Raw genomic sequence first — 22,817 nt, 5'->3', positions numbered from 1 at the left:
CTCGACCCGGGCTCCAGAAGTCCCCGCAAGGGTGAGGGCATGCGCACTGCCTGGTACGACCTCGACTTCGCCCGTGCGCTCGGGCGCCGCATCGGACGGGGCCTGTGCACGCGGCTGGCGGGGCTCGGCCTGGCCGCCGGCCCGATGGCACCGGACCCGGCGCTGCTGGACGGGGATCCGCGCACGCCGCCGTACGGGGACGACAGGGACAACGGGGATACGCCGCACAGGGACCTGGAGGTTCGATGAACACCGACGTCGTCGTGGTCGGAGGGGGCCCGGTCGGTCTGCTGCTCGCCGCCGAACTGCGGCTCGGGGGCGCCCGCGTGGTCCTCCTGGAGCGGCTGACGGAGCCGAGCGGGCACTCCCGGGCCTTCCGCATGCAGGCGAGGATGCTGGACGTCCTGGACCAGCGAGGCCTGCTCGACCGGTTCAAGGAGGGCAACCGGACCTGGCCGAAAGCCCATTTCGCGGGCCTGGAACCGTTGCTCGACTTCGGGCACCTGCGCAACGAGCACCCCTACGCCCTGCTCATCCCGCAGGCGCGCACCGAGGAGCTCCTGGAGGAGCACGCCCTGGCGTGCGGAGTCGAGATCCGCCGCGGGCACACGCTCCGGGGGCTCGACGCCACGCCCTCCGACGTCGTGGCCGAGGTCGAGTCGCCCGAGGGCACCTACCGGTTGCGCTCCCACTACCTGGTCGGCTGCGACGGCGGTCGCAGCACCGTCCGCAAGCTCGCGGGCATCGGTTTCGGCGGCTCGCCGCCCACGGTCCGGGCGCTCCTCGCCGACGTGGAACTGGCCGACCCCGGACAGCTGCCCAACGGAGTGCCGGGCACCATGCGCACCCCCCGGGGTCTGCTGATGGCGATCTCCCTGCAACCCGGCGTGACCCGGGTGCTCACCACCGAGTTCACCCCGCCGGAGCCCGGCTCCGAGCACGCGCCGGTGACCCTGGACGAACTGCGCGAGACGGTGCGCAGGATCACCGGCATCGACGTCGCGATGGACCGGCCGCGCTGGCTGTCCCGGTTCGCCGACACGACCCGGCTGGCGGACACCTACCGGCAGGGCCGCGTGCTGCTCGCCGGCGACGCGGCCCACGTGCACTTCCCCATAGGAGCGCAGGGCCTCAACCTCGGCCTCCAGGACGCCGTGAACCTCGGCTGGAAGCTGGCCGGGACCATCGTCGGATGGGCGCCGCCCGGACTGCTCGACAGCTACGGCTCCGAGCGCCGCCCGGTCGCCGGGCGCGTGCTGCGCGAGACCCGGGTGCAGCTCCTGCTCATGGCCCCCGACCCCAAGGTCGACCCGCTCCGCGAGATGTTCGCGGAGCTTCTCGCGCTCCCCGAGGTCAACAGCCGTCTCGCGCACGAGATGACAGGCCTGGACGTCCACTACGCCGCCGCCGCGGGCCGCTACGAGCACGGCCTGCTCGGCCGCCCCTGCCCTCCGCTGCCGGCCTCGGTCGGTGACGAGGTCCGCACGGTCCTGCGCACGGGCCGCGGGGCACTGCTCCTGCCGGAGGGCCCGGCCGAGGAGGCCGCGCGGCTCGCCACCGAGTGGTCGCACCGCGTCGGCCGGGTCGCGACCGAGGACGGACAGGGCCTGCTGCTCCGACCCGACGGCCATGTCGCGTGGGTGGACCCCGGCGACGGGGTGCCCCGCAAGGACGTGCTGCTGGAGCTGGAGGACGCCCTGCGGCGCTGGTTCGGCGCTCCCGGCTGCACGGTCCTGTCCCGCAACGACGACACGGCCGGCAGGTGACCGGGATGCGTACGCGCAGGCTCGCGGTGGCAGGCAGCTTCGAGTTCACCCCCGAGATCCACACGGACGCGCGGGGGCTGTTCGTGTCGCCCCTTCAGGAGGAGGCGTTCGTCGCGGCGGTCGGCGAGCCGTTCGTGACCGCGCAGACGAACCACAGCCGCTCCGCCCGGGGCGTGCTGCGCGGGCTGCACTTCACGACCACACCTCCCGGCCAGGCCAAGTACGTGTACTGCGCGCAGGGCCGGGCCCTCGACGCGGTCGTCGACATCCGGCTCGGCTCACCGACCTTCGGCAAGTGGGACATCGTGGAGATGGACGCCGTCTCCTACCGTGCCGTGTACATCCCCGACGGCGCCGGGCACGCCTTCCTCGCGCTCGACGACGACACCGTGATGTCGTACCTCGTCTCCAGCGCCTACCGGACCGAACTGGAGCAGGCCGTCGACCCGCTGGACCCGGCCCTCGGCCTGCCGTGGCCGTACGACATGGAGTTCGTCATGTCGGAGCGCGACACGACCGCCGTCTCGCTCGCCGAGGCGGAGGCGCGGGGGATGCTGCCCCGCTACGAGGACTGCCGGCAGTGGCCCGCGGAAGCGGAACCCGGCCGGTGAGCGAGGCGCCCGCGAGAGGGCCGGCGGCATCCGGCGCGAACGGACGGGTCGCGGTCATCGGCGCGACCGGGTGCGTCGGCAGGCAGATCGCCGAGGCCTTCGCCGCCCGCGGCACCGAAGTGGTCGCCGTCGCCCGCCGGCCCGCACCGCACGTGGCCGCCCATCGGTTCGTCGCGCTGGACGTCGCCGCCGCACCCGCCGAACGGCTCGCCGAGCTCCTGGCCGCGCAGCGGGTGGACGCGGTGGTGAACGCGACGCTCGGCTGGGGCGAGGAACTGCACGCCATCAACGTCCACTTGGTGGAGCGACTGGTGGACGCACTGAAGAAGACGCCCGAGCCACCGCGCCTGGTGCAGCTCGGCACCATCCACGAGTACGGGCCCGTCCCCCGGGGCACCTCCATCGACGAGCGGGTCCGGCCGGACCCGAGACAGCCCTATCCCCGGTCCAAGTTGGTGGCGGCCCGCCTGGTGCTCGACGCCGCGCGCGCCGGGGAACTCGACGGTGTGGTGCTGCGCCTCACCAACACCATCGGGCCGCATCCCGCCGCCGAGAGCTTCTTCGGCTCCCTGGCCGCGCGGCTGCGCGACGAGCCGGGGACGGTCGACCTGACGCTGGCCGAGGCGCACCGCGACTACGTCGACTCGCGCGACGCGGCGGACGCGGTGGTGCTGGCCGCCGAAAGTCCCGCGGCCCACGGGGTGTTCAACATCGGTACCGGCCGCGCTCGCGACATCCGGACCCTGGTCGCCGCGCTGGTCCGCGCCTCGGGGCGCCCGCCGGACTCGGTGCGCGGGCACCCGGGAGCCGTGCACAGCCGTGGCGCGGACTGGATCCAGGTCGACAGCACACGGGCACGGCGGCTGCTCGGCTGGAGCCCGCGCCACGACCTGGACGCGTCGATGCGGGCGATGTGGGAGACGGTGCGCGCCGAACGGGTCCCAGGGGCCCGGTGATCGGGCAGGGGCCCCGGACGCACGGTGACCGGGCAAGAGGCTCCAGGTGCACGGTGACTGGACAAGAGGCCCCGGGTGCACGGTGATCGAGGCCCGGCGGAGGAGTGGCGGTGGGCGTCGGAGGGGGCTCGGGAAATCCCTCTGCCGCGTCATCGGCATTCCCAAGTTCTGCAACACGTTCTACTCTGTGCGCCGACCAGCCGGGAGAACCAGCTCGGGCACCGGGCAACAGGAGGCGCCGTGCATCTCGAATACACGCCGGATCAGCAGCGTCTGCGCACCGAACTGCGCGACTACTTCGCCCAGTTGGTACCCGACAACGCCTACGCCCGGTACGCCGACCCCGCCTCGCAGAAGCGGTTCTACCGCGAGACCGTCCGGCGCCTGGGCGCGGACGGCTGGCTCGGGGTCGGATGGCCGAAGGAGTACGGCGGGCGCGGGCTGACCCCCATGGAACAGTTCATCTTCTTCGACGAGGCGGCCCAGGCGGGCGTGCCCCTGCCCCTGATGGCCCTGAACACCGTCGGCCCGACGATCATGCAGTTCGGGACGGAGGAACAGAAGTCCCACTTCCTGCCCAGGATCCTCTCCGGCGAGATCGACTTCGCGATCGGCTACAGCGAGCCCGACGCGGGCACCGACCTCGCCGCGCTGAAGACCAAGGCGGTCCGCGACGGCGACGGCGACTACGTCGTGAACGGGCAGAAGATCTGGACGACGAACGGCGACACCGCCGACTGGGTCTGGCTCGCCGTCCGCACCGACCCCGACGCCCCGCCGCACAAGGGCATCACCATGCTCCTGGTGCCGACCTCCGACCCCGGCTACTCGTGCACGCTGATCAACACACTCGCCTCGCACGACACCACCGCCAGCTACTACGAGAACATCCGGGTCCCCGTCACCCGCCGGGTCGGCGAGGAGAACAAGGGATGGCGGCTGATCACCAACCAGCTCAACCACGAACGCGTGACGCTCGCCGCGCACGGCACCATGGCGATCCGGGCCCTGCACGACGTGCAGCGCTGGGCCATGGAGACCAAGCTCACCGACGGCCGCCGCGTGGCCGACCTCCCGTGGGTGCGCCGCCGGCTCGCGCAGACGCACACCCGGCTCGACGCCATGAAGCTGCTCAACTGGAAGATGGTGAACGCCGTCCAGGAGGGCACCCTCACCCCGCAGGACGCCTCCGCGGTCAAGGTGTACGGCTCCGAGGCGCGCCGCGACGCGTACGCCTGGCTGATGGAGATCGTCGCCGCGCCCGGGGTGCTCAAGGAGGGCTCCGCGGGAGCCGTTCTGCACGGCGAGCTCGAACGTGGTTACCGCTCCGCGGTGATCTTCACCTTCGGCGGCGGCAACAACGAGATCCAGCGCGAGATCATCTCGTGGATCGGACTGGGGATGCCCCGGGTCCGGCGTTAGCCTGACACGGTGGAGAGCACGTTCCCGGGCGACCCGGGACTCTTCGGCCCCGGCTCCGTGACCTGGCAGATGCACGGCGACCCGATGATGTGGGTCGCCGGCATCCGCGCGCTGTACCTCCAGGCCCTGCACCCACGCGTCGTGCGCGGGGTGACGCAGAACTCCGACTTCCGGCGCGACGCCTGGGGCCGGCTGATGCGCACCGCGAACTTCGTCGGCACGACGACGTACGGCACCGGTGAGGCCGCCGAGAAGGCAGGGGCGAGGGTACGAAAGATTCACAGCATGCTCACGACCACCGACCCCGACACGGGGGAGCGCCACCCGGTCGACGAACCCGGACTGCTGCTGTGGGTGCACTGCGCCGAGATCGACTCCTACCTCCACGTGCTGCGGCGCTCCGGCTTCCGGCTGACGGACGAGCAGGCCGACCGGTACGTCGCCGAACACCTGGTCAGCGCACGACTGGTCGGGCTGGACCCCGCGGACGTACCGGCGAGCCGGGCCGAGCTGGCCGCCTACTTCGACAAGATGCTTCCGGAGCTCGCGGCGGGGCCCGACGCCCAGGAAGTGGACGCCTTCCTGCGGCGTCCGCCCGTCCACCCGCTGCTGCTCCCGGCGCGCGCACTGCTCTGGCGGCGCGTGGCACGGCTGGCGTACGCCTCTCTGCCGCCGTACGCCCACGAGTTGTACGGCAGGCCCGCACCGCCGCCCGCCTCGGTGACCCGGCACCTGCGCGTCACGGGCACCGCCCTGCGCTGTGTTCCCGCACGTCTGCGCTGGCAACTCCCGCCCAAACACATTCTGCGCGCCATGTCACGGCTCGGCCCCGGCTCGCGCCCCGCACCATACAAAGTCGGCAGATAGCTCGCCATACTGGACGGGCCGGGGGAGGGCGCGGGCTGAGCAGTGACGGGGGCGATCACACGAGATGGCGGACTCCAGGCTGATCCAGGGCCGGTACCGGCTGCTCGATCTGATCGGGCGCGGTGGCATGGGCGAGGTGTGGCGTGCGCGCGACGAGTCGCTGGGCCGGCAGGTCGCCGTCAAGTGCCTCAAGCCGCTGGGACCCCACCACGACCAGTCCTTCACGCGTGTCCTGCGCGAGAGGTTCCGGCGCGAGGCCCGCGTCGCCGCCGCCCTCCAGCACCGTGGTGTGACCGTGGTCCACGACTTCGGCGAGTCCGACGGAGTGCTGTACCTGGTGATGGAACTGCTGGACGGGCGCAACCTCAGCCAGCTCCTGGAGGACAACAAGCACCATCCGCTGGCGGTCGACGACGTGGTGGACGTCGCCGACCAGGTGGCCGCCGCGCTGGCCTACACCCACCAGCAGGGCATCGTGCACCGTGACCTGAAGCCCGCGAACATCATGCGGCTGGCCGACGGCACCGTGAAGATCTGCGACTTCGGCATAGCCCGCCTCGGCCACGACATCGGCTTCACCTCCCGGCTGACCGGCACCGGCATCGCCATGGGCACGCCGCACTACATGTCGCCGGAGCAGATCAGCGGCTCCCATGTCGACCAGCGCAGCGACCTGTACTCGTTCGGGTGCGTGCTCTACGAGATCGCCACCGGGGCACCGCCGTTCGACCTCGACGACGCGTGGGCGGTCCTCGTCGGCCACCGCGACACACCGCCCGAGCCGCCGCGCAGCCACCGCGCCGAACTGCCCGAGTACGTCGAGCGGATCATCCTGGACCTGCTCGCCAAGCAGCCCGAGGAGCGCCCGCAGGACGCCCGCGAGCTGGCCCGCCGCATCGGCGCGGGCCGCGCCACCCCGATGTACGTGCCCACGGTGGTCACCCCGGCGGTCACGGGCCGCCGTGCCGTGGCGCCCTCGACGCAGACGCGCCCCGAACAGCCGCCGTCCCGCGAACCCCGGCTCCCGTCCTGGACCCGTGGCATGACCACCGGCCACAAGGCCGCCGGAGCCGGACTGCGCAGCACCCCGCCGGACGCGTCGGCCGGCCTCACCGGGGACTGGATCGCCCGGCCCTCGGCGGCCGTGACGACCCGGCCCGCGGCCCCCGAACGCCCTGCCCCGTCAGCGGAGTTGATCACCACACTGGCGGGGCGGCACAACGCCGGGCTGAGCCTCGGGCGGCTCGGCCGGTGGACCGAGGCGGGCGAGGTGCACCGTGCCGTCGCCGCCGAACGCGAGCACGCTCTCGGACCCGACCACCCCGACACGCTCGCCAGCCGCTACGAGGTCGGCTTCACGCTCAGCCGCACCGGGCGCCCCGCCGACGCGCTGCGCGAGTACGCGCACGTCGCGGAGGCCAGGGAGCGCGTGCTCGGACCCGACCACCCCGACACCCTCGCCGCGCGCCAGGAAATGGCGTACGTGCTCGGCCAGTTGGGCCGTCACTTCGAGGCGCACCAGACCTACACGTCGGTGCTCGCGGCCCGTGAGCGGGCCATGGGAGCCGACCACCCCGACACCCTGCGCTGCCGCCACAACCTCGCCTTCAACCTGAGCCGGCTCGGACGGCTGGAGGACTCGTACCGCATGGCGAGCGAGGTCGCCGCCGCCCGGGCCCGCGTCCTCGGCCCCACCCACCCCGACACCCTCGTCACCCGGTACGAGGTCGCCTACGCCCTCGGGCAGCTGGGCCACTGGCCCGAAGCGCTCCACGCCTACCAGGAAGTGGCCGACGCGCGCGCCCAGGCGCTGGGGCCCGACCACCCCGACACCCTGGCCGCCCGCTACGAGGTGGGCATCAGCCTCGGCAGGCTCGGGCGCAGCGCGCAGGCCCTGACGCTCTACCGCGACCTGATCGACGACCGCATCCGCGTGCAGGGACCGACGCACCCCGAGACCCTGCGCGCCCGGCACGGCCTGGGGGTGAACCTGGGCCGCATGGGCCGCTGGGAGGAGGCGCTCGCGGAGTCCCGTGACGTGTGCGCGATCCGCGAACGCGTCCTCGGCCCCGACCACCCGGACACCCTCGTCAGCCGCAGGGAGGTCGCCGTCGGCCTGGGCTGGCTCGGCCGCTGGGCCGACGCCCTCACCGAGTACCGCGCCGTCGCCGCCGCCCGCGAACGCGTCCTCGGTCCCGGCCACCCCGACACCCTCGGCAGCCGCAACGACGAGGCGCACTGCCTGGAGCAGCTGGGACGCGGCCAGGAGGCCGTCGAGCTGTACCGCAGGGTGGCGGCGTTACGCCAGCAGCGGGCGTCCGGCGGCCACTGAACGCGGAGCCACGGCCACATCGGTCACCGCACTCCGCCGGCGACGGTGCAGTGTGTCGGGAGCGCCGGGTCACCGCACTCCGACGGCGGCCGGACCGGATGTCGGGGCGTCCGGCATCGCACCCCGTCGGTGACCGGGCCGGGTGTCGGGAGCGTCGGTCGCCGCACCTGGCGGCGGCCGGGTGGCGAGGCGGGGTCATCCGGCACCGCGTTCGGGCAGGGGCCGGGCCGGGTGTCGGGAGCGCCGGGTCACCGCACTCCGACGGCGGCCGGATCGGACGTCGGGGCGTCCGGCATCGCACCCCGTCGGTGACCGGGCCGGGTGTCGGGGGCGTCGGTCGCCGCACCTGGCGGCGGCCGGGTGGCGAGGCGGGGTCATCCGGCACCGCGTTCCGGCAGGGGCCGGGCCGGGTGTCGGGAGCGTCGGTCGCCGCATCCCGGCGGCGGCCGGGTGGCGAGGCGGGGCCCCGAGCACCGGACGCCCGCCAGCCGCTGAACGGCCGGTCAGCACCGCCCCCGCCCGCTCGGGCGCCCGCCGCTTGCCGCGCACCCCTGGCCGACGTAGATCATCACGTGCTACGAAGAACCATGCCTGCACACGAGGGATACGACGCCGTGATCGTCGGCGGTGGCCACAACGGACTGGTCGCCGCCGCCTACCTGGCCCGGGCCGGACGGTCCGTGCTGGTTCTGGAACGTCTGGGGAACACCGGCGGCGCGGCCGTCTCGACCCGTCCGTTCGCCGGAGTCGATGCGCGCCTTTCGCGCTATTCGTACCTGGTCAGCCTGCTGCCCCGGAAGATCGTCCGGGACCTCGGCCTCGACTTCCGGGTCCGCGGGCGCACCATCTCCTCCTACACCCCCGTCGAGCGCGACGGCCGGCCCACCGGGCTGCTCGTCGGCGGCGGCGAGCGGCGCACCCGCGAGGCGTTCGCGCGGCTGACCGGCTCCGACCGCGAGTACGAGGCCTGGCAGCGCTTCTACGGCATGACCGGCCGCGTCGCCGAGCGGGTGTTCCCGACGCTCACCGAACCCCTGCCCACCCGCGAGGAGCTGCGCGGGCGCGTCGACGACGAGGACGCCTGGCGGATGCTCTTCGAGGAGCCGGTCGGCGCCGCGGTGGAGGAGTACTTCGCCGACGACCTGGTGCGCGGTGTCGTCCTCACCGACGCCCTGATCGGGACCTTCGCGGACGCCCACGACTCCTCGCTGCGGCAGAACCGCTGTTTCCTCTACCACGTGATCGGCGGCGGCACCGGGGCCTGGGACGTGCCGGTCGGCGGCATGGGGGCGCTCACCGACGCGATCGTCGGCGCGGCCCGCAACGCCGGCGCCACGATCGCCACCGGCCACGAGGTGATCCGCGTCGAGACGGACGGCACGTCCGCGGAGGTCACCTACCGGACCGCCGACGGCGAGGGCGTCGTCGCGGCCCGGCACGTCCTCGTCAACGCGTCGCCCCAGGAGCTCGCCCACCTCACCGGCGACGAGCCGCCCACCCCGGCCGAGGGCGCCCAGCTCAAGGTGAACATGCTGCTCAAGCGGCTGCCCCGGTTGCGTGACAGTGCCGTGGACCCGCGCGAGGCGTTCTCCGGGACCTTCCACATCGCCGAGGGGTACGAGCAGTTGGCGACCGCCCACGCGCAGGCCGCCTCCGGAGAGCTGCCCGCCGCGCCGCCCTCCGAGATCTACTGCCACTCGCTCACCGACCCGAGCATCCTCGGCCAGGATCTCGTCGACCAGGGCTACCAGACCCTCACCCTGTTCGGCCTGCACACTCCGGCCCGGCTCTTCGAACGGGACAACGACGTGGTGCGGGACGAGCTGCTGAAATCGACGCTGGCGCAGCTGGACGCCCATCTCGCCGAGCCGCTGGCCGACTGCCTGGCGACCGACGCCGACGGCCGTCCGTGCATCGAGGCGAAGACCCCGCTCGACCTGGAGCGCGACCTGCGGCTGCCGGGCGGCAACATCTTCCACCGCGACCTCGCCTTCCCGTACGTGCAGGAAGGCACGGGCCGCTGGGGCGTCGAGACCCGGCACGCCAACGTGCTGCTGTGCGGGGCGGGGGCGGTGCGTGGCGGCGGGGTGAGCGGGGTTCCCGGACACAACGCGGCGATGGCCGTGCTGGAGGAGGCCGGCCGACAGGGCTGACCGTCGCGGCGGCGGTGCCGGCCGGGCGCTCCCACGAGCGCGACGGCCCGGCACTCCCACGAGCGTTCCGGCCGGGCGCTGCCACGACCGTCCCGCGGACGGGCCGGTCGGCCGCTGCGGGCGCGTCCCGCCCGGGCGGTCCACGAGCGCTCCGGCCGGATTACGGCCGCCGCGGCCGCGGCCCGCGCGGGCGGCCGGCACACCCGTCACTTCCGAGCCGTCAGTCCCCCGACGCCACCCACCCGACCGCCTCGATCCGTGCGGCGTCCGCCGGGCGTGCCTCGTCGAAGAAGACACGGTCGCCGCTCTCGACCCGCTGGCCGTCGACGTAGGCGCCCCGACCGACGTACAGGCGGTCGGTCGTGTACCGCCAGCGCAGGGTGAGCCGTGGCGCCTGCGGCACCTGGGCGACGAGCCGGTGCCACACCCGCCCGGACCAGCCGGTGGCCGTACCGGCCGGATGCTCCAGAGGGTCCTCGCCGGGCGCCGCCGTGGTGAACGGCACCGGCTGCCAGGTGGCTCCGTCGTCGGTCGAGGACTCCAGGAAGAGGAGGTCCGACTGCGGTTCGGTGTCCCACCACAGGGCGCAGCGCAGGCGGGCGGGGCCCGCGCCGGTGTCGAGCGGGGGCAGGGCCAGTGTGGCCGTCGTGGCGTTCGCCGTACCGGAGAACCAGGAGGTGCGTCCGCGTGCGGGGCGGACCGGCACGGCCCGTGCCAGGTTGGTCGCGGCGGCGACCCGGGGAGCGGAACCGGATCGCCAGGTGCGTACCGGGTGCACGGAGTTGCCGAGGACGACAAGGAAGGAGTCGGTCGTCGGGTCGAGGACGATCGAGGTGCCGGTGAAGCCGGTGTGGCCCGCGGTGCGCGGGGTGGCCATCGCGCCCATGTACCAGTGCTGGTAGAGCTCGAAGCCCAGGCCGTGCTCGTCGCCGGGGAAGGCCGTGTTGAAGTCCGTGAACATCAGGTCGACGGTCTCCTGCCGCAGGATGCGGGCCTTGCCGTACGTGCCGCCGTTCAGCAGTGTCCGGCCGAGGACCGCGAGGTCCCAGGCGCAGGAGAACACACCCGCGTGCCCCGCGACTCCGCCGAGGGAGTAGGCGTTCTCGTCGTGCACCTCGCCCCACACGAGGCCGCGGTTCAGCCCCGACCAGGGAAGCCGTGCGTCCTCGGTGGCGGCGATCCGCGGCTTCCAGGAGGCGGGCGGGTTGTAGCGGGTGCGGCTCATGCCCAGGGGCGCGGTTATCTCGTCGTGCAGGAGCACCTCGAGGGTGCGGCCGGTGACCTTCTCCAGGACCAGTTGGAGCGAGATCAGGTTCAGGTCGGAGTAGAGGTAGACCGTGCCGGGCGCATTGAGGGGTTTCTCGTCCCAGATGAGCTTGAGTTTTCCCTCGCGCGTCGGCGCGTTGTAGAGGGGGATCCAGGCGCGGAACCCGGAGGTGTGTGTGAGGAGTTGACGGATGGTCACGTCCTGCTTTCCGCCGCCCGCGAACTCGGGGAGGTAGGAGGCGACGGTCGCCTCCAGCTCCAGCGCGCCGCGCTCCATCTGCTGCACCGCGAGGATGGAGGTGAACAGCTTCGACACGGAGGCGAGGTCGTAGACGGTGTCCTCGGCGGCCGGGATCTGCTGGTCCGCCGGGAACTCCACGCCGGTGTCCGTCTTGTCGTCGTACGCCGAGTAGCGCACGGCCATGCCGATCGGCCGGTGCAGGGCCACGGTCGAGCCGCGTCCGGCGAGGAGCACCGCGCCCGCGTACCAGGGGTGTCGGGGTGAGGGCGCGAGGAACGCCTCGGCGTCCGTGACCAGTTGATCCAGATGGCCGCCGAGCAGACCCGCCTCCTGGGCGGTGCCGTGGCGCAGCGTCGCGCGGCGTCCCTTCCCCTGCGCGGCCACCGCCGGGCCTGCGGGGAAGGGGGCGAGCGCCAGCGCCCCGCCCACGGCCAGTACGGCGCGGCCCCATTGACGACGGGTCAGCCCGCCGTCCGTTCTGTCCTCAGCGCCTTCGGTCATCGAGCTGCCTCCCGCGTCGCCTGAAAATATCTTTCCGGACCCAGCGTGCGGAGTGAAACTTTCCTGTCAGACGTGCTCGTGTCAACCCTCCCGGGTGGGCGTGAAGAAATCTGACGGAGCATCAGAAAAGGCCTTCCCTCGTCCGGAGGACTGCGGCATCCTGCGCCCATGCAGACGGAGCTGAGCAAGAGACTGGGAGTCGAGCACGCCATCTTCGGCTTCACGCCGTTTCCCGCCGTCGCCGCGGCCATCAGCCGCGCGGGCGGATTCGGGGTGCTCGGCGCGGTCCGCTACACCGCACCGGACGAACTGGCCCGCGACCTCGACTGGATCGAGGCGCACGTCGGGGGCAGGCCGTACGGCCTCGACGTGGTCATGCCCGCGAAGAAGGTGGAAGGCGTCACCGAGGTCGAGGTCGAGGCGATGATCCCCGAAAGCCATCGCCGGTACGTCGAGGACACCCTCGCCAAATACGGCGTGCCCGAGCTCGCGGAGGGCGAGCCGTCCGGATGGCGCATCACCGGCTGGATGGAACAGGTCGCCCGCGGCCAGCTCGACGTCGCCTTCGAGTATCCGATCAAACTCCTCGCCAACGCGCTGGGTTCACCGCCCGCCGACGTCGTCGAGCGCGCCCATGACCGCTCGGTCCTCGTCGCGGCCCTGGCCGGCAGCGCCCGCCACGCCCGCAAGCACGCCGACGCGGGCATCGACATCGTCGTGGCACAGGGCTACGAGGCCGGCGGGCACACCGGGGAGATCGCCTCGATGGTGCTGACGCCCGAAGTCGTCGACGCCGTCGACCCGTTGCCCGTCCTGGCCGCGGGCGGGATAGGCAGCGGCCGGCAGGTCGCCGCGGCGCTCAGCCTGGGGGCCCAGGGCGTATGGCTCGGCTCGCTGTGGCTGACCGTCACCGAGGCCGAGATGCACTCGCGCGCCGTCACCCGCAAACTGCTGGCGGCCGGGTCCGGGGACACCGTCCGCTCCCGCGCGCTGACCGGCAAACCGGCCCGCCAGCTGCGCACCGAGTGGACCGATGCCTGGGACTCCCCGGACGGACCCGGGACGCTGCCCATGCCGCTGCAGGGGCTGCTCGTGGCCGAGGCGCTCTCGCGCATCCAGAAGTACGAGGTGGAGCCGCTGCTCGGCACACCGGTCGGACAGATCGTCGGCCGGATGAACAGCGAACGCAGCGTCCAGGCCGTGTTCGACGACCTGACGCGGGGTTTCGAGAGGGCCGTCGACCGCATCAACCGCATCGCGGGCAGGGAGGAGCGCGCGTGAACACACCGCCGAACGGATTCTGGGCCCAGGCCGCCGCCGACCCCGGGCGCACGGCGCTCGTCGCACCGGACGGAGAGGAGTGGACGGCGGGGCGGCTGCACGACGCGGCCAACCGGCTCGTCCACGGACTGCGCGCCGCGGGCCTCGAACGCGGCGACGCCTTCGCGGTCGTCCTGCCCAACTGCGCCGAGTTCTTCGTCGCCTACCTCGCCGCGTCCCAGGCGGGCCTCTACCTCGTCCCCGTCAACCACCACCTGGTCGGCCCCGAGATCGCCTGGATCGTCTCCGACTCCGGTGCCAAGGTCCTCATCGCGCACGAACGGTTCGGGGACGCCGCCCGGCGGGCCGCCGACGAGGCCGGTCTCCCGGCCTCGCACCGCTACGCCGTGGGCGCGGTCGACGGCTTCCGGCCGTACGCCGAACTCCTCGACGGGCAGCCCGTGTCACCGCCCGCCGACCGCACCCTCGGCTGGGTCATGAACTACACCTCGGGCACCACGGGACGCCCGCGCGGCATCCGGCGCCCGCTGCCCGGCAAGCTCCCCGAGGAGTCGTACCTCGGCGGCTTCCTCGCCATCTTCGGCATCAAGCCGTTCGACGGCAATGTGCACCTGGTCTGCTCGCCGCTCTACCACACCGCGGTGCTCCAGTTCGCCGGCGCGTCCCTGCACATCGGGCACCGGCTGGCACTGATGGACAAATGGACGCCCGAGGAGATGCTGCGCGTCATCGACGTCCACCGGTGCACCCACACCCATATGGTCCCCACCCAGTTCCACCGGCTGCTGGCGCTGCCACAGGAGGTGCGGGCGCGCTACGACGTGTCGTCGATGCGGCACGCGATCCACGGCGCCGCCCCGTGCCCCGACCATGTGAAACGGGCCATGATCGAGTGGTGGGGCCACAGCGTCGAGGAGTACTACGCGGCCAGCGAGGGCGGAGGTGCCTTCGCGACCGCCGAGGACTGGCTCAAGAAGCCCGGCACGGTCGGAAAGGCCTGGCCCATCAGCGAACTCGCCGTCTTCGACGACGACGGCAAGGGACTGCCGCCGGGCGAGCTCGGCACCGTGTACATGAAGATGAGCACCGGCGGATTCTCGTACCACAAGGACGAGGCCAAGACGAAGAAGAACCGCATCGGCGACTTCTTCACCGTCGGTGACCTCGGATACCTCGACGAGGACGGGTACCTCTTCCTCCGCGACCGCAAGATCGACATGATCATCTCGGGCGGGGTCAACATCTACCCGGCCGAGATCGAGTCCGCGCTGCTCACCCATCCCGCCGTCGCGGACGCGGCCGCCTTCGGCATCCCGCACGACGACTGGGGCGAGGAGGTGAAGGCCGTGGTGGAGCTCGCCCCGGGTCATGAGCCCGGCCCGGCGCTCGCCTCGGAGATCCTCGCCCACTGCGAGCAGCGGCTCGCCGGCTACAAGCGCCCCAAGAGCGTGGACTTCATCGAGGTCATGCCGCGTGACCCCAACGGAAAGCTGTACAAGCGGCGCCTGCGGGACCCCTACTGGGAGGGTCGCACCCGAGCGGTGTGACGCAGGTCACATTCGCGACCTGTCACGTGAAGGCGCACTCGCCCGTCCTGATGCCGAAACGCCCCCGGGAGCTGCTCCCCGGACCGCCCGGGGGCCCGACATTCAGGAGATGAATTCCCATGCGCGTACTCGTCGCCGGAGCCACCGGAGTCATCGGACGGGCGCTCGTCCCTCTGCTCACCTCGGTCGGACACGACGTGGTGGCCCTCTCCCGCACCCCCGGCAAAGGCGCCGTCGCCGCCGACGCCCTCGACCGCTCGTCACTGCACAAGGCGGTGCGCGAGGCGGCCCCCGACGCGGTCGTGAACATGCTCACCGCCATCCCGGCCGCCATCGACCCGCGCCACCTCGCCCGCGACTTCGCCCTGACGAACCGGCTGCGCACCGAGGGCACCCGCAATCTGTACGAGGCCGCCCACGACGCGGGCGTCAAGAAGATCGTCGCCCAGGGCCTGGCCTACGCCTACGACCCGGCCGGACAGGGCGCCGCCGACGAGGACGCCCCGCTGTGGCAGCGCCCGCCGAAGCAGTTCGTCCCGGTCCTGGAGGCGCTCAAGGAGCTGGAGCTGCGCACCGCCGACGCGGGCGGCACGGTCCTGCGCTTCGGACACCTCTACGGGCCCGGCACCATCTACGCCTCCGACGGCTCCTTCGTGCAGCAGGTCTCGGCCGGCAAGGTGCCGCTGGTCGGCGGCGGGAACTCGGTGTTCTCCTTCACCCACACCCATGACGCCGCCACCGCGGTGATCGCCGCGCTCGACAAGCCCGCGAGCGGCCCGCTGAACATCGTCGACGACACCCCTGTGGCGCTGCACGAGTGGCTGCCCGAGCTGGCCCGGATGCTCGGCTCCAAGGAGCCCAAGAAGGCACCCGCGGCACTCGCCCGGCTCGCCGTCGGCAGCTGGGGCGTGGCGTTCATGAACGGGCTGCGCGGCGCCGACAACGCCCGCGCCGTGCTCACCCTCGACTGGCGGCCGAGGTACGCCTCCTGGCGCGCCGGGTTCGCCGCCGAGTTGAATGGTGTGACGGCCGGGCGCTGATCGGCAGGGAGCCGGCCGTACGCCGAACCGCAGGAAAGGAATGAGGAGTTGGAGACTCCGGAGCAGGCGACCGAGCAGTTCGAGGCGTACCGCCCGCTGCTGCTCGGCCTCGCCTACCGGCTGCTCGGCAGCATGTGGGACGCCGAGGACGTCGTCCAGGACGCCTACCTCCGCTGGACCGGCACCGACCGGGCGGACGTCCGTGAACCACGGGCCTTCCTCATCACGGTCGTCACCCGCCTCGCCCTGGACCAATTGCGCTCGGCCCGCGTCACCCGCGAGGCGTACACCGGGCCGTGGCTCCCCGAGCCCGTCGCGACGGGAGCGCTCGGCCCGCTCGACACCGCCGAGCTGCGCGACACGGTGGCCTACGCGACCGTGCATCTGATGGAACGTCTGTCGCCGCCGGAGCGCGCGGTGTTCGTCCTGCGGGAGGCCTTCGACCTGCCCTACGACGAGATCGCGCGCATCCTGGACACGACCGCCTCGAACTGTCGTCAGATGCACCACCGCGCGAGCCGCCGGGTCACCTCGGGACGCGACAAGTTCGCCCTCGCCGAGGACGACCACGCCAAACTGCTGGCGAGCTTCCTGGAGGCCGCGCAGAGCGGCGACCTCAGTGGCCTGACCGACCTGCTGGCCGAGGACGTGATCGCCTGGAACGACGGCGGCGGCAAGGTCAGGGCGGCGCTGCGCCCGGTCGTGGGCCGCGACCACGTGGTCGCGTTCATCGCCGGACTGGTCGCCCGCTATCCGTTCGGCGAGGCACGTGTCGTCGACGCCAACGGCGCTCCCGCCCTCGCGCTCGCCGTCGACGGCATCGAACAGGTCGTCACCATCTCCGTGCAGGACGGACGCATCGACGGCGTCTACGCCGTCCTCAACCCCGAGAAGCTGGGCCACGTGGGCCGGTGAACCGGCGGTCCTGACGCACGTGGGCCCCACCCTTTGCGGGGTGGGGCCCACGTGTGCGGCGTCAGCGGTGCTCGCCGACCCGGACCACCCTGAGGCCCGGCGAGGACAGGATGTCCTTCTCGCAGAACCGCGACGTGACCCAGCGCTCACCCGAGAACAGCCGCGTCTGATCGCTGTGGTGCGGCGAGTTCGGGTTCGACGACTGCGAGTAGGTCAGCAGCGTGCGCGCGACGGGGCAGCGGCTGCCGTCCCAGCCGACGGCCTGGATGTACGACGACCCGGTGGTGACCTCGGTGTAACCGCCGGCCGCCGGGTTCCACACCGGCTCGACCTTGTTCCACACCCCGAGCGACTCGGTGCCGCCCGGCACCGGGATGCGCTCACCGCCGCGCACGACGAACTGGTGCGCGCCGAGCTTCTCGTCCGGCGAGATGCCCGCCGAACCCAACTCCGTCACGGTGTCCGCGAGGGCCGTGGCGAAGCCGGCCGCGCCGGTGTTCAGCGTGTTCGGGGTACGGACCGGATCCGCCGCCGAGAACGGCACCTTCCACAGCTGCGCGGCCGGTACAGCGGCCGTCAGCTTCCGCCAGAACCGGTCGAAGAACAGCGCGCCCCTGCTGCCCGTGTCCATGGAGTGGTCCCATGCCTTGAGCACACCGCACGCCTCGGTCACATCGACGGCCTTGCCGTCGCTGCCGGTCGCCGTGCCGCCCGGCAGCGCGGCACACGCGCGCGCCACGTCGTCCGCGGCCAGATCACCCGCGGGCACCCGGTTCGCGAACTGCTGCGCCTGAAGATCCCGTACGGTCAGCCGGCCGCGGCCCGCCATCGCCGCCACGTCCTCGACGGCGCCGCGCGTGCGCATCGAACGCTGCGTGCCGATCGTGCCGAAGACCCGCTCGTACCCGGTCACCGGCCGGTCCGCGTTGGCCAGCCAGGCACTGTCGTTGGAGTTCTCCGCGTACGGCGCGTCCCGCAGCACCGGCATCTTCGCCGGTCCGAAGATCCCGGGCTGCACGGCGTCCGGGTCGCTGCCCAGCGCGCAGTCCCCGCGCGAGCCGTCGAGGACGGCGACACCGGACGACGGATAGGTGACCTTGCCGAGTGGTGTCGAGCAGCGCTGCGCCAGGTCGTCGGTGATGCGGGGGATCACCTGGGACTGGGTGAACAGCGAATGGCCACCCGAGTCGGCGGCGATCGTGTTCACCCAGGGCAGCCCCTGGGTGCGCCGCAGAGCGGTGAGTACGCCGGCCGTGTCGCGCGCCTTGGCGAAGCCGAGCGCGGTGTCCGAGGCGCGCAGGTTGGCCGCGTTCGGGTCGCCCAGCGCGTACGCCGTGGCGGACGTCCAGGGCAGCGGCAGCTGGGAGCCGAGCGAGGTGACGACCGGGCCGTACCGCGTCCACCACTGGGTGCGCGTCACGGGCGCGCCGTCCTTCACGGCCACGGTGACGGTCCGCCGTGTCATGCGCTCCGACGTGCCGTCCACCAGGTACGACGTCGGATCGGCCGGGTCCAGCGTGAGTTGGTGGAGGTTGAGGGTCACGCCCGTCGCGACGGTGTGGCTCCACGCGACGCGGGCGGTGTGCCCGATGGATATCGTCGCCGAACCGAGCAGGGCCCCGCCCTGGACGTCCAGCCGCCCCGGGATGGTCTGCTGCATCTGCCAGAAGCGACGGCCGCCTTGCCAGGGGTAGTGCGGGTTGCCCAGCAGCAGGCCCCGGCCGTCGGCCGTCGTGGCACCGCTGAAGGCGACCGCGTTGGACCCCATGTCGGCGTTGTCGAAGAGCTCCCGGGCGGCCCGGGCGGTGGCCCGCGCGTTCGGAGTGCCGGAGTTCCCGGACGCGCTGACCGTCTCCTGCGGGGCGGCCGTGCCGGCGGGTGCCGTCGCGGGCGGCTGCGCGGCGGTGATGCCGTCGATGCCGCGGCCCTGGCCGCCCAGCACGGCCAGGGCGAAGCCCCGTGCGGCCACGTCCAGTTGTGTCACCGGACGGACCCAGTCGGCGCCCCGGCACGCGGGATCGGTGACGCGGTTCTGAGCGAGCCAGGCGTTGTAGCCGGCCGCCCAGCCGCGCATCAGATCCTTGGCGTCCCGCCCGGGCCCCCGTGGCGCGGGTTCCGCGAGCAGCTTCTCCACCGTGCCCGCCTCCCGGACACCACGGAAGTACAGGTCGCTGGAGAGGTTCTTGGCCGCCGAGGACAGCGAACCGTCCGGCGCCGCGTCGGGACCGAAGTAGCGGGAGCGCTCCCCGCGCAGCGTCACGAAACCGTCGGCGAGGGTGCACACCTGGTCGGCGGCCTGCGCCCAGCCGGTGCCGAAGCCGAGGTTCGCGTAGTCCTTCGCGACGATGTGCGGGATGCCGTACTCGGTGTAGCGGATCACGGCCGACAGGCCGCCGTGCGAGGGATGTTCCTGACGGTCCTGCCGCTCGGCCGCGGCCGCGGGCAGCGTGGCCGAGGCGGTGAGCAGGGCGACGGCCGTGACCATGAACCGTCTCAGGCGGGTGCGCATCGTGCCTCCCAACATCATTGGCGGAAAGGGCGGTTGAGCGTACCAATGGGTATGTCGTCCGGAGAGGGGTTCCGTCGCGATCCCGCTGCGCGCACCGCGCGCCGCCGGGCACCCGGACGAGACCCCGGTTCCTTCGTCTTGACCTCCCTCGTGCCGCGGACCGAGGATCATGTGTCATGACGCCAGGACAGGGCAGCACGGTTGACGGGGTGCTGCGCCGCAGCGCCCGGCGCACCCCGGCACGCACAGCGGTCGACTACCGCGAGCGCTCGTGGACGTACGCGGAACTGGACGACGCGGTCTCCCGCGCGGCGAGCGTGCTCCTCGGGCAGGGGCTCACCCCCGGCGACCGGGTCGGCGCCTACGGACACAACTCCGACGCGTACCTGATCGGCTTCCTCGCCTGCGCCCGCGCCGGACTCGTGCACGTCCCGGTCAACCAGAACCTGACCGGCGACGACCTCGCCTACATCGTCGGGCAGTCCGGCAGCACCCTGGTCCTGGCCGACCCGGACCTCGCGGCCCGGCTCCCCGACGGCGTGCGCACCCTGGCGCTGCGGGACGCCGACGACTCACTGCTCGCCCGGCTGGACTCGGCGGTCCCGTACGACGGCGACGAGCCGCGCGGCGACACGCTCGTGCAGCTCCTCTACACCTCTGGCACGACCGCCCTGCCCAAGGGCGCGATGATGACGCACCGCGCCCTGGTGCACGAGTACCTGAGCGCCATCACGGCCCTCGACCTGAGCGCGGGGGACCGGCCCGTGCACTCGCTGCCGCTCTACCACTCGGCGCAGATGCACGTCTTCCTGCTCCCGTACCTCGCGGTCGGCGCGTCGAACATCATCCTCGACGCGCCCGACGGCGACCGCCTCTTCGACCTGATCGAGGCCGGCCGCGCGGACAGCCTGTTCGCACCGCCCACCGTGTGGATCGGCCTGGCGAACCGGCCCGACTTCGCGACCCGCGACCTCGGCGGACTGCGCAAGGCGTACTACGGCGCGTCGATCATGCCGGTGCCCGTCCTGGAGCGGCTGCGCGAACGACTGCCGAAGCTGGCCTTCTACAACTGCTTCGGCCAGAGCGAGATCGGACCGCTGGCCACCGTCCTCGGGCCCGACGAGCACAAGGGCCGGATGGACTCCTGCGGACGCACCGTGCTGTTCGTGGACGCGCGGGTGGTCGACGAGGACGGCAAGGACGTGCCGGACGGGACGCCGGGCGAAGTCGTCTACCGCTCACCGCAGTTGTGCGAGGGCTACTGGGACAAGCCGGAGGAGACCGCGGAGGCCTTCCGCGACGGCTGGTTCCACTCGGGGGACCTCGCCGTGCGCGACGCCCACGGCTACTTCACCGTCGTCGACCGGGTGAAGGACGTCATCAACTCCGGTGGCGTACTGGTCGCCTCACGGCAGGTCGAGGACGCGCTGTACACGCACGAGAAGGTCGCCGAGGTCGCCGTGATCGGGCTGCCCGACGAGCGCTGGATCGAGGCCGTCACCGCCGTGGTCGTCGCCCGCGGCGAGGTCACCGAGGCCGAACTCGTCGCCCACGCACGTGAGAAGCTCGCCCACTTCAAGGCACCCAAGAGGGTCCTGTTCGTGGACGAGTTGCCGCGCAACGCCAGTGGGAAGATCCTCAAACGGGAGCTGCGGGACCGCTTCGGCGAGGACTAAGCCCTGTCCGACGAGTCCTGTCCGCCCGGCGACAATTCCTGTCCGCCCGGCGACGGCTCCCGCCCGCCCTGCGACGCCGGCAGCTGCCGAACGGGCCCCAGGAGCCCGAGGCTCACGGCGTCCGGCGTTCCCGCAGGTCCATGATCCGCTTGATCTTGCCCACCGACCGCTCCAGCGACTCCGGTTCGACGATCTCGACCGAGACCGACACACCGACCCCGTCCTTCACCGCCGCCTTGATCGCCCGCGCCGCGGCGTCGCGGATCTCGGGGGTGGCGCCGGCGCGCGCCTCGGCCCGCACGGTGAGCGCGTCGAGGCGGCCCTCCCGGGTCAGCCGCAGCTGGAAGTGCGGCGCCACCCCCGGCGTGCGCAGCACGATCTCCTCGATCTGCGTGGGGAAGAGGTTGACCCCGCGGAGGATCACCATGTCGTCGCTGCGGCCGGTGATCTTCTCCATGCGCCGGAAGGCCCGTGCCGTGCCGGGCAGCAGCCGCGTCAAGTCCCTCGTCCGGTAACGGATGACGGGCATGGCCTCCTTGGTGAGCGAGGTGAAGACCAGCTCGCCCTCCTCGCCGTCCGGGAGCACCTCACCGGTGATCGGGTCGACGACCTCCGGATAGAAGTGGTCCTCCCAGATGTGCAGCCCGTCCTTGGTGTCCACGCACTCCTGGGCGACCCCCGGGCCGATCACCTCCGACAGGCCGTAGATGTCGACCGCGTCGATCGCGAACCGCTCCTCGATCTCGCGCCGCATCTCCTGGGTCCAGGGCTCCGCGCCGAAGATGCCCACGCGCAGCGAGGTGCCGCGCGGGTCGATGCCCTGCCGCTCGAACTCGTCGAGCAGCGTCAGCATGTAGGAGGGCGTCACCATGATGATCTCGGGCTTCAGGTCCTGGATGAGCTGGACCTGGCGTGCGGTCATGCCTCCGGAGGCGGGGATGACCGTGCAGCCGAGCCGTTCGGCGCCGTAGTGGGCGCCGAGGCCGCCGGTGAAGAGTCCGTAGCCGTAGGCGATGTGCGCCTTGTCGCCGGGCCGGCCGCCGGCCGCGCGGATGGAGCGGGCCACCATGTCGGCCCACATCGACAGATCGTTCTCCGTGTAGCCCACCACCGTCGGCCGTCCGGTCGTGCCGCTCGACGCGTGCAGACGCCTGATCCGGTCGTGCGGGACGGCGAACATCCCGTACGGGTAGTTCTCGCGCAGGTCGGCCTTCGTGGTGAACGGGAAGCGCGCCAGATCGGCGAGAGAACGGCAGTCGTCCGGGCCGACCCCCGCCTTGTCGAAGGACTCCCGGTAGAACGGCACGTTCTCGTACGCGTGCCGCAGCGACGCCCGCATCCGCTCCAGCTGGAGCGCCCGCAGCCCGTCCGCGTCCAGCCGCTCGCCTGCGTCCAGGAGCTCGCCCGCGTCCAGCAGGTCCTTCGGTCCCGTGGAATCCGCCATGGGGACTCCTCCCTCACCAACCGCATCATTCCGGACGACCGATCATTCGGTCGATGTGTTCGGGATCAGTAATTCAGGCTCACCGGTCCTCGGACAAGGGGGTGGCCCGGATTTTCTCGCGCCAGGATCCTGCGCGGCGGCCGACCGGGACTACGGACGGGGAGACTCTGCCCCCGGTCCCGCGGGCTCGCGCGCCCCGGACCCGCCGGCTCCCGGCCGGGCCTGCCGGTCGGTCGCCCCGGGGACGCGGCGGAGCCCGGCCCCCGCGTTCCCGCGGTGGCCGGGGCCTG

General features: G+C 72.5%; 16 protein-coding genes. 13 read left to right on the top strand and 3 right to left on the bottom strand.

Annotated elements, in window-relative coordinates; all coding sequences use genetic code 11:
• Nucleotides 1-39: 39 nt before the first annotated feature.
• From BKI49_RS01640 to BKI49_RS01605, 8 genes are all read left to right on the top strand, one after another.
• Entirely contained in the window at nt 40-249 is a 210-nt protein-coding gene (locus tag BKI49_RS01640) for a hypothetical protein (RefSeq protein ID WP_095932316.1), read from the top strand.
• Nucleotides 246-1,766 (top strand): FAD-dependent monooxygenase, encoded by a 1,521-nt coding sequence (locus tag BKI49_RS01635; RefSeq protein WP_095932315.1) that lies wholly within the window; start codon nt 246-248, stop codon nt 1,764-1,766. Before BKI49_RS01640 ends, BKI49_RS01635 begins: the two co-directional genes overlap by 4 nt.
• 5 nt (nt 1,767-1,771) lie before the next feature.
• Nucleotides 1,772-2,377: a dTDP-4-dehydrorhamnose 3,5-epimerase family protein gene (locus tag BKI49_RS01630; protein ID WP_095932314.1), complete on the top strand. Its 606-nt coding sequence runs from the start codon at nt 1,772-1,774 to the stop codon at nt 2,375-2,377.
• Complete coding sequence (locus BKI49_RS01625; RefSeq protein ID WP_095932405.1) at nt 2,374-3,333, top strand: NAD-dependent epimerase/dehydratase family protein; 960 nt, start codon at nt 2,374-2,376, stop codon at nt 3,331-3,333. Before BKI49_RS01630 ends, BKI49_RS01625 begins: the two co-directional genes overlap by 4 nt.
• Nucleotides 3,334-3,573: 240 nt before the next feature.
• Nucleotides 3,574-4,755 carry an acyl-CoA dehydrogenase family protein gene (locus BKI49_RS01620; protein ID WP_095932313.1) on the top strand — a complete coding sequence of 394 codons (1,182 nt, stop codon included), beginning with the start codon at nt 3,574-3,576 and terminating at the stop codon, nt 4,753-4,755.
• A gap of 69 nt (nt 4,756-4,824) precedes the next feature.
• Nucleotides 4,825-5,622, top strand: a complete 798-nt coding sequence (locus tag BKI49_RS01615; protein WP_095932404.1) for an oxygenase MpaB family protein — start codon at nt 4,825-4,827, stop codon at nt 5,620-5,622.
• Between the two features lie 64 nt (nt 5,623-5,686).
• Nucleotides 5,687-7,954 carry a serine/threonine-protein kinase gene (locus BKI49_RS01610; RefSeq protein ID WP_095932312.1) on the top strand — a complete coding sequence of 756 codons (2,268 nt, stop codon included), beginning with the start codon at nt 5,687-5,689 and terminating at the stop codon, nt 7,952-7,954.
• 587 nt (nt 7,955-8,541) lie between these two features.
• Nucleotides 8,542-10,107, top strand: a complete 1,566-nt coding sequence (locus BKI49_RS01605; RefSeq protein ID WP_095932311.1) for a phytoene desaturase family protein — start codon at nt 8,542-8,544, stop codon at nt 10,105-10,107.
• Nucleotides 10,108-10,327: 220 nt separating this feature from the next.
• On the opposite strand, the gene BKI49_RS01600 is transcribed toward BKI49_RS01605, so the two are convergent.
• On the bottom strand, nt 10,328-12,115 hold the full coding sequence (locus BKI49_RS01600) for a serine hydrolase domain-containing protein (RefSeq protein ID WP_095932310.1): 1,788 nt from the start codon (nt 12,113-12,115) through the stop codon (nt 10,328-10,330).
• A gap of 168 nt (nt 12,116-12,283) precedes the next feature.
• On the opposite strand from BKI49_RS01600, the gene BKI49_RS01595 reads away from it, so the two are divergent.
• From BKI49_RS01595 to BKI49_RS01580, 4 genes are all read left to right on the top strand, one after another.
• Nucleotides 12,284-13,396, top strand: coding sequence for a nitronate monooxygenase (locus BKI49_RS01595; RefSeq protein WP_095932309.1), 1,113 nt, complete (start codon nt 12,284-12,286; stop codon nt 13,394-13,396).
• Entirely contained in the window at nt 13,393-14,943 is a 1,551-nt protein-coding gene (locus BKI49_RS01590) for an acyl-CoA synthetase (protein WP_095932308.1), read from the top strand. Before BKI49_RS01595 ends, BKI49_RS01590 begins: the two co-directional genes overlap by 4 nt.
• Nucleotides 14,944-15,062: 119 nt before the next feature.
• The gene (locus BKI49_RS01585) at nt 15,063-15,983 is read left to right on the top strand and encodes an NAD-dependent epimerase/dehydratase family protein (RefSeq protein WP_095932307.1); all 921 of its coding nucleotides are present in this window, start codon (nt 15,063-15,065) and stop codon (nt 15,981-15,983) included.
• Between the two features lie 48 nt (nt 15,984-16,031).
• Nucleotides 16,032-16,898 carry an RNA polymerase sigma-70 factor gene (locus BKI49_RS01580; RefSeq protein WP_095932306.1) on the top strand — a complete coding sequence of 289 codons (867 nt, stop codon included), beginning with the start codon at nt 16,032-16,034 and terminating at the stop codon, nt 16,896-16,898.
• 61 nt (nt 16,899-16,959) lie between these two features.
• Here the strand turns inward: BKI49_RS01580 and BKI49_RS01575 are convergent, their stop codons facing one another.
• Nucleotides 16,960-19,407 carry a penicillin acylase family protein gene (locus BKI49_RS01575; RefSeq protein WP_095932305.1) on the bottom strand — a complete coding sequence of 816 codons (2,448 nt, stop codon included), beginning with the start codon at nt 19,405-19,407 and terminating at the stop codon, nt 16,960-16,962.
• A 176-nt stretch (nt 19,408-19,583) separates the two neighbouring features.
• On the opposite strand from BKI49_RS01575, the gene BKI49_RS01570 reads away from it, so the two are divergent.
• Complete coding sequence (locus BKI49_RS01570; protein ID WP_095932304.1) at nt 19,584-21,083, top strand: acyl-CoA synthetase; 1,500 nt, start codon at nt 19,584-19,586, stop codon at nt 21,081-21,083.
• 112 nt (nt 21,084-21,195) lie between these two features.
• Here BKI49_RS01570 and paaK read toward each other — a convergent pair whose 3' ends face one another.
• Entirely contained in the window at nt 21,196-22,527 is a 1,332-nt protein-coding gene (gene paaK, locus BKI49_RS01565) for a phenylacetate--CoA ligase PaaK (RefSeq protein ID WP_373557510.1), read from the bottom strand.
• Nucleotides 22,528-22,817: the final 290 nt, after the last annotated feature.

This window comes from Streptomyces sp. Tue6028 (assembly GCF_002300165.1).
In the GTDB taxonomy this organism is placed as follows: Bacteria; Actinomycetota; Actinomycetes; order Streptomycetales; family Streptomycetaceae; genus Streptomyces; species Streptomyces siamensis.
Note: the sequence above shows the minus strand (reverse complement) of the source record. Positions and strands in the feature narration are given on the sequence as shown.

Coding starts and splice junctions, on each gene's coding strand:
- BKI49_RS01640 (WP_095932316.1), top strand. CDS start 40: ATGCGCACTGCCTGGTACGACCTCGACTTCGCCCGTGCGCTCGGGCGC.
- BKI49_RS01635 (WP_095932315.1), top strand. CDS start 246: ATGAACACCGACGTCGTCGTGGTCGGAGGGGGCCCGGTCGGTCTGCTG.
- BKI49_RS01630 (WP_095932314.1), top strand. CDS start 1,772: ATGCGTACGCGCAGGCTCGCGGTGGCAGGCAGCTTCGAGTTCACCCCC.
- BKI49_RS01615 (WP_095932404.1), top strand. CDS start 4,825: ATGCACGGCGACCCGATGATGTGGGTCGCCGGCATCCGCGCGCTGTAC.
- BKI49_RS01610 (WP_095932312.1), top strand. CDS start 5,687: ATGGCGGACTCCAGGCTGATCCAGGGCCGGTACCGGCTGCTCGATCTG.
- BKI49_RS01605 (WP_095932311.1), top strand. CDS start 8,542: ATGCCTGCACACGAGGGATACGACGCCGTGATCGTCGGCGGTGGCCAC.
- BKI49_RS01600 (WP_095932310.1), bottom strand. CDS start 12,115: ATGACCGAAGGCGCTGAGGACAGAACGGACGGCGGGCTGACCCGTCGT.
- BKI49_RS01595 (WP_095932309.1), top strand. CDS start 12,284: ATGCAGACGGAGCTGAGCAAGAGACTGGGAGTCGAGCACGCCATCTTC.
- BKI49_RS01585 (WP_095932307.1), top strand. CDS start 15,063: ATGCGCGTACTCGTCGCCGGAGCCACCGGAGTCATCGGACGGGCGCTC.
- BKI49_RS01575 (WP_095932305.1), bottom strand. CDS start 19,407: ATGCGCACCCGCCTGAGACGGTTCATGGTCACGGCCGTCGCCCTGCTC.
- BKI49_RS01570 (WP_095932304.1), top strand. CDS start 19,584: ATGACGCCAGGACAGGGCAGCACGGTTGACGGGGTGCTGCGCCGCAGC.
- paaK (WP_373557510.1), bottom strand. CDS start 22,527: ATGGCGGATTCCACGGGACCGAAGGACCTGCTGGACGCGGGCGAGCTC.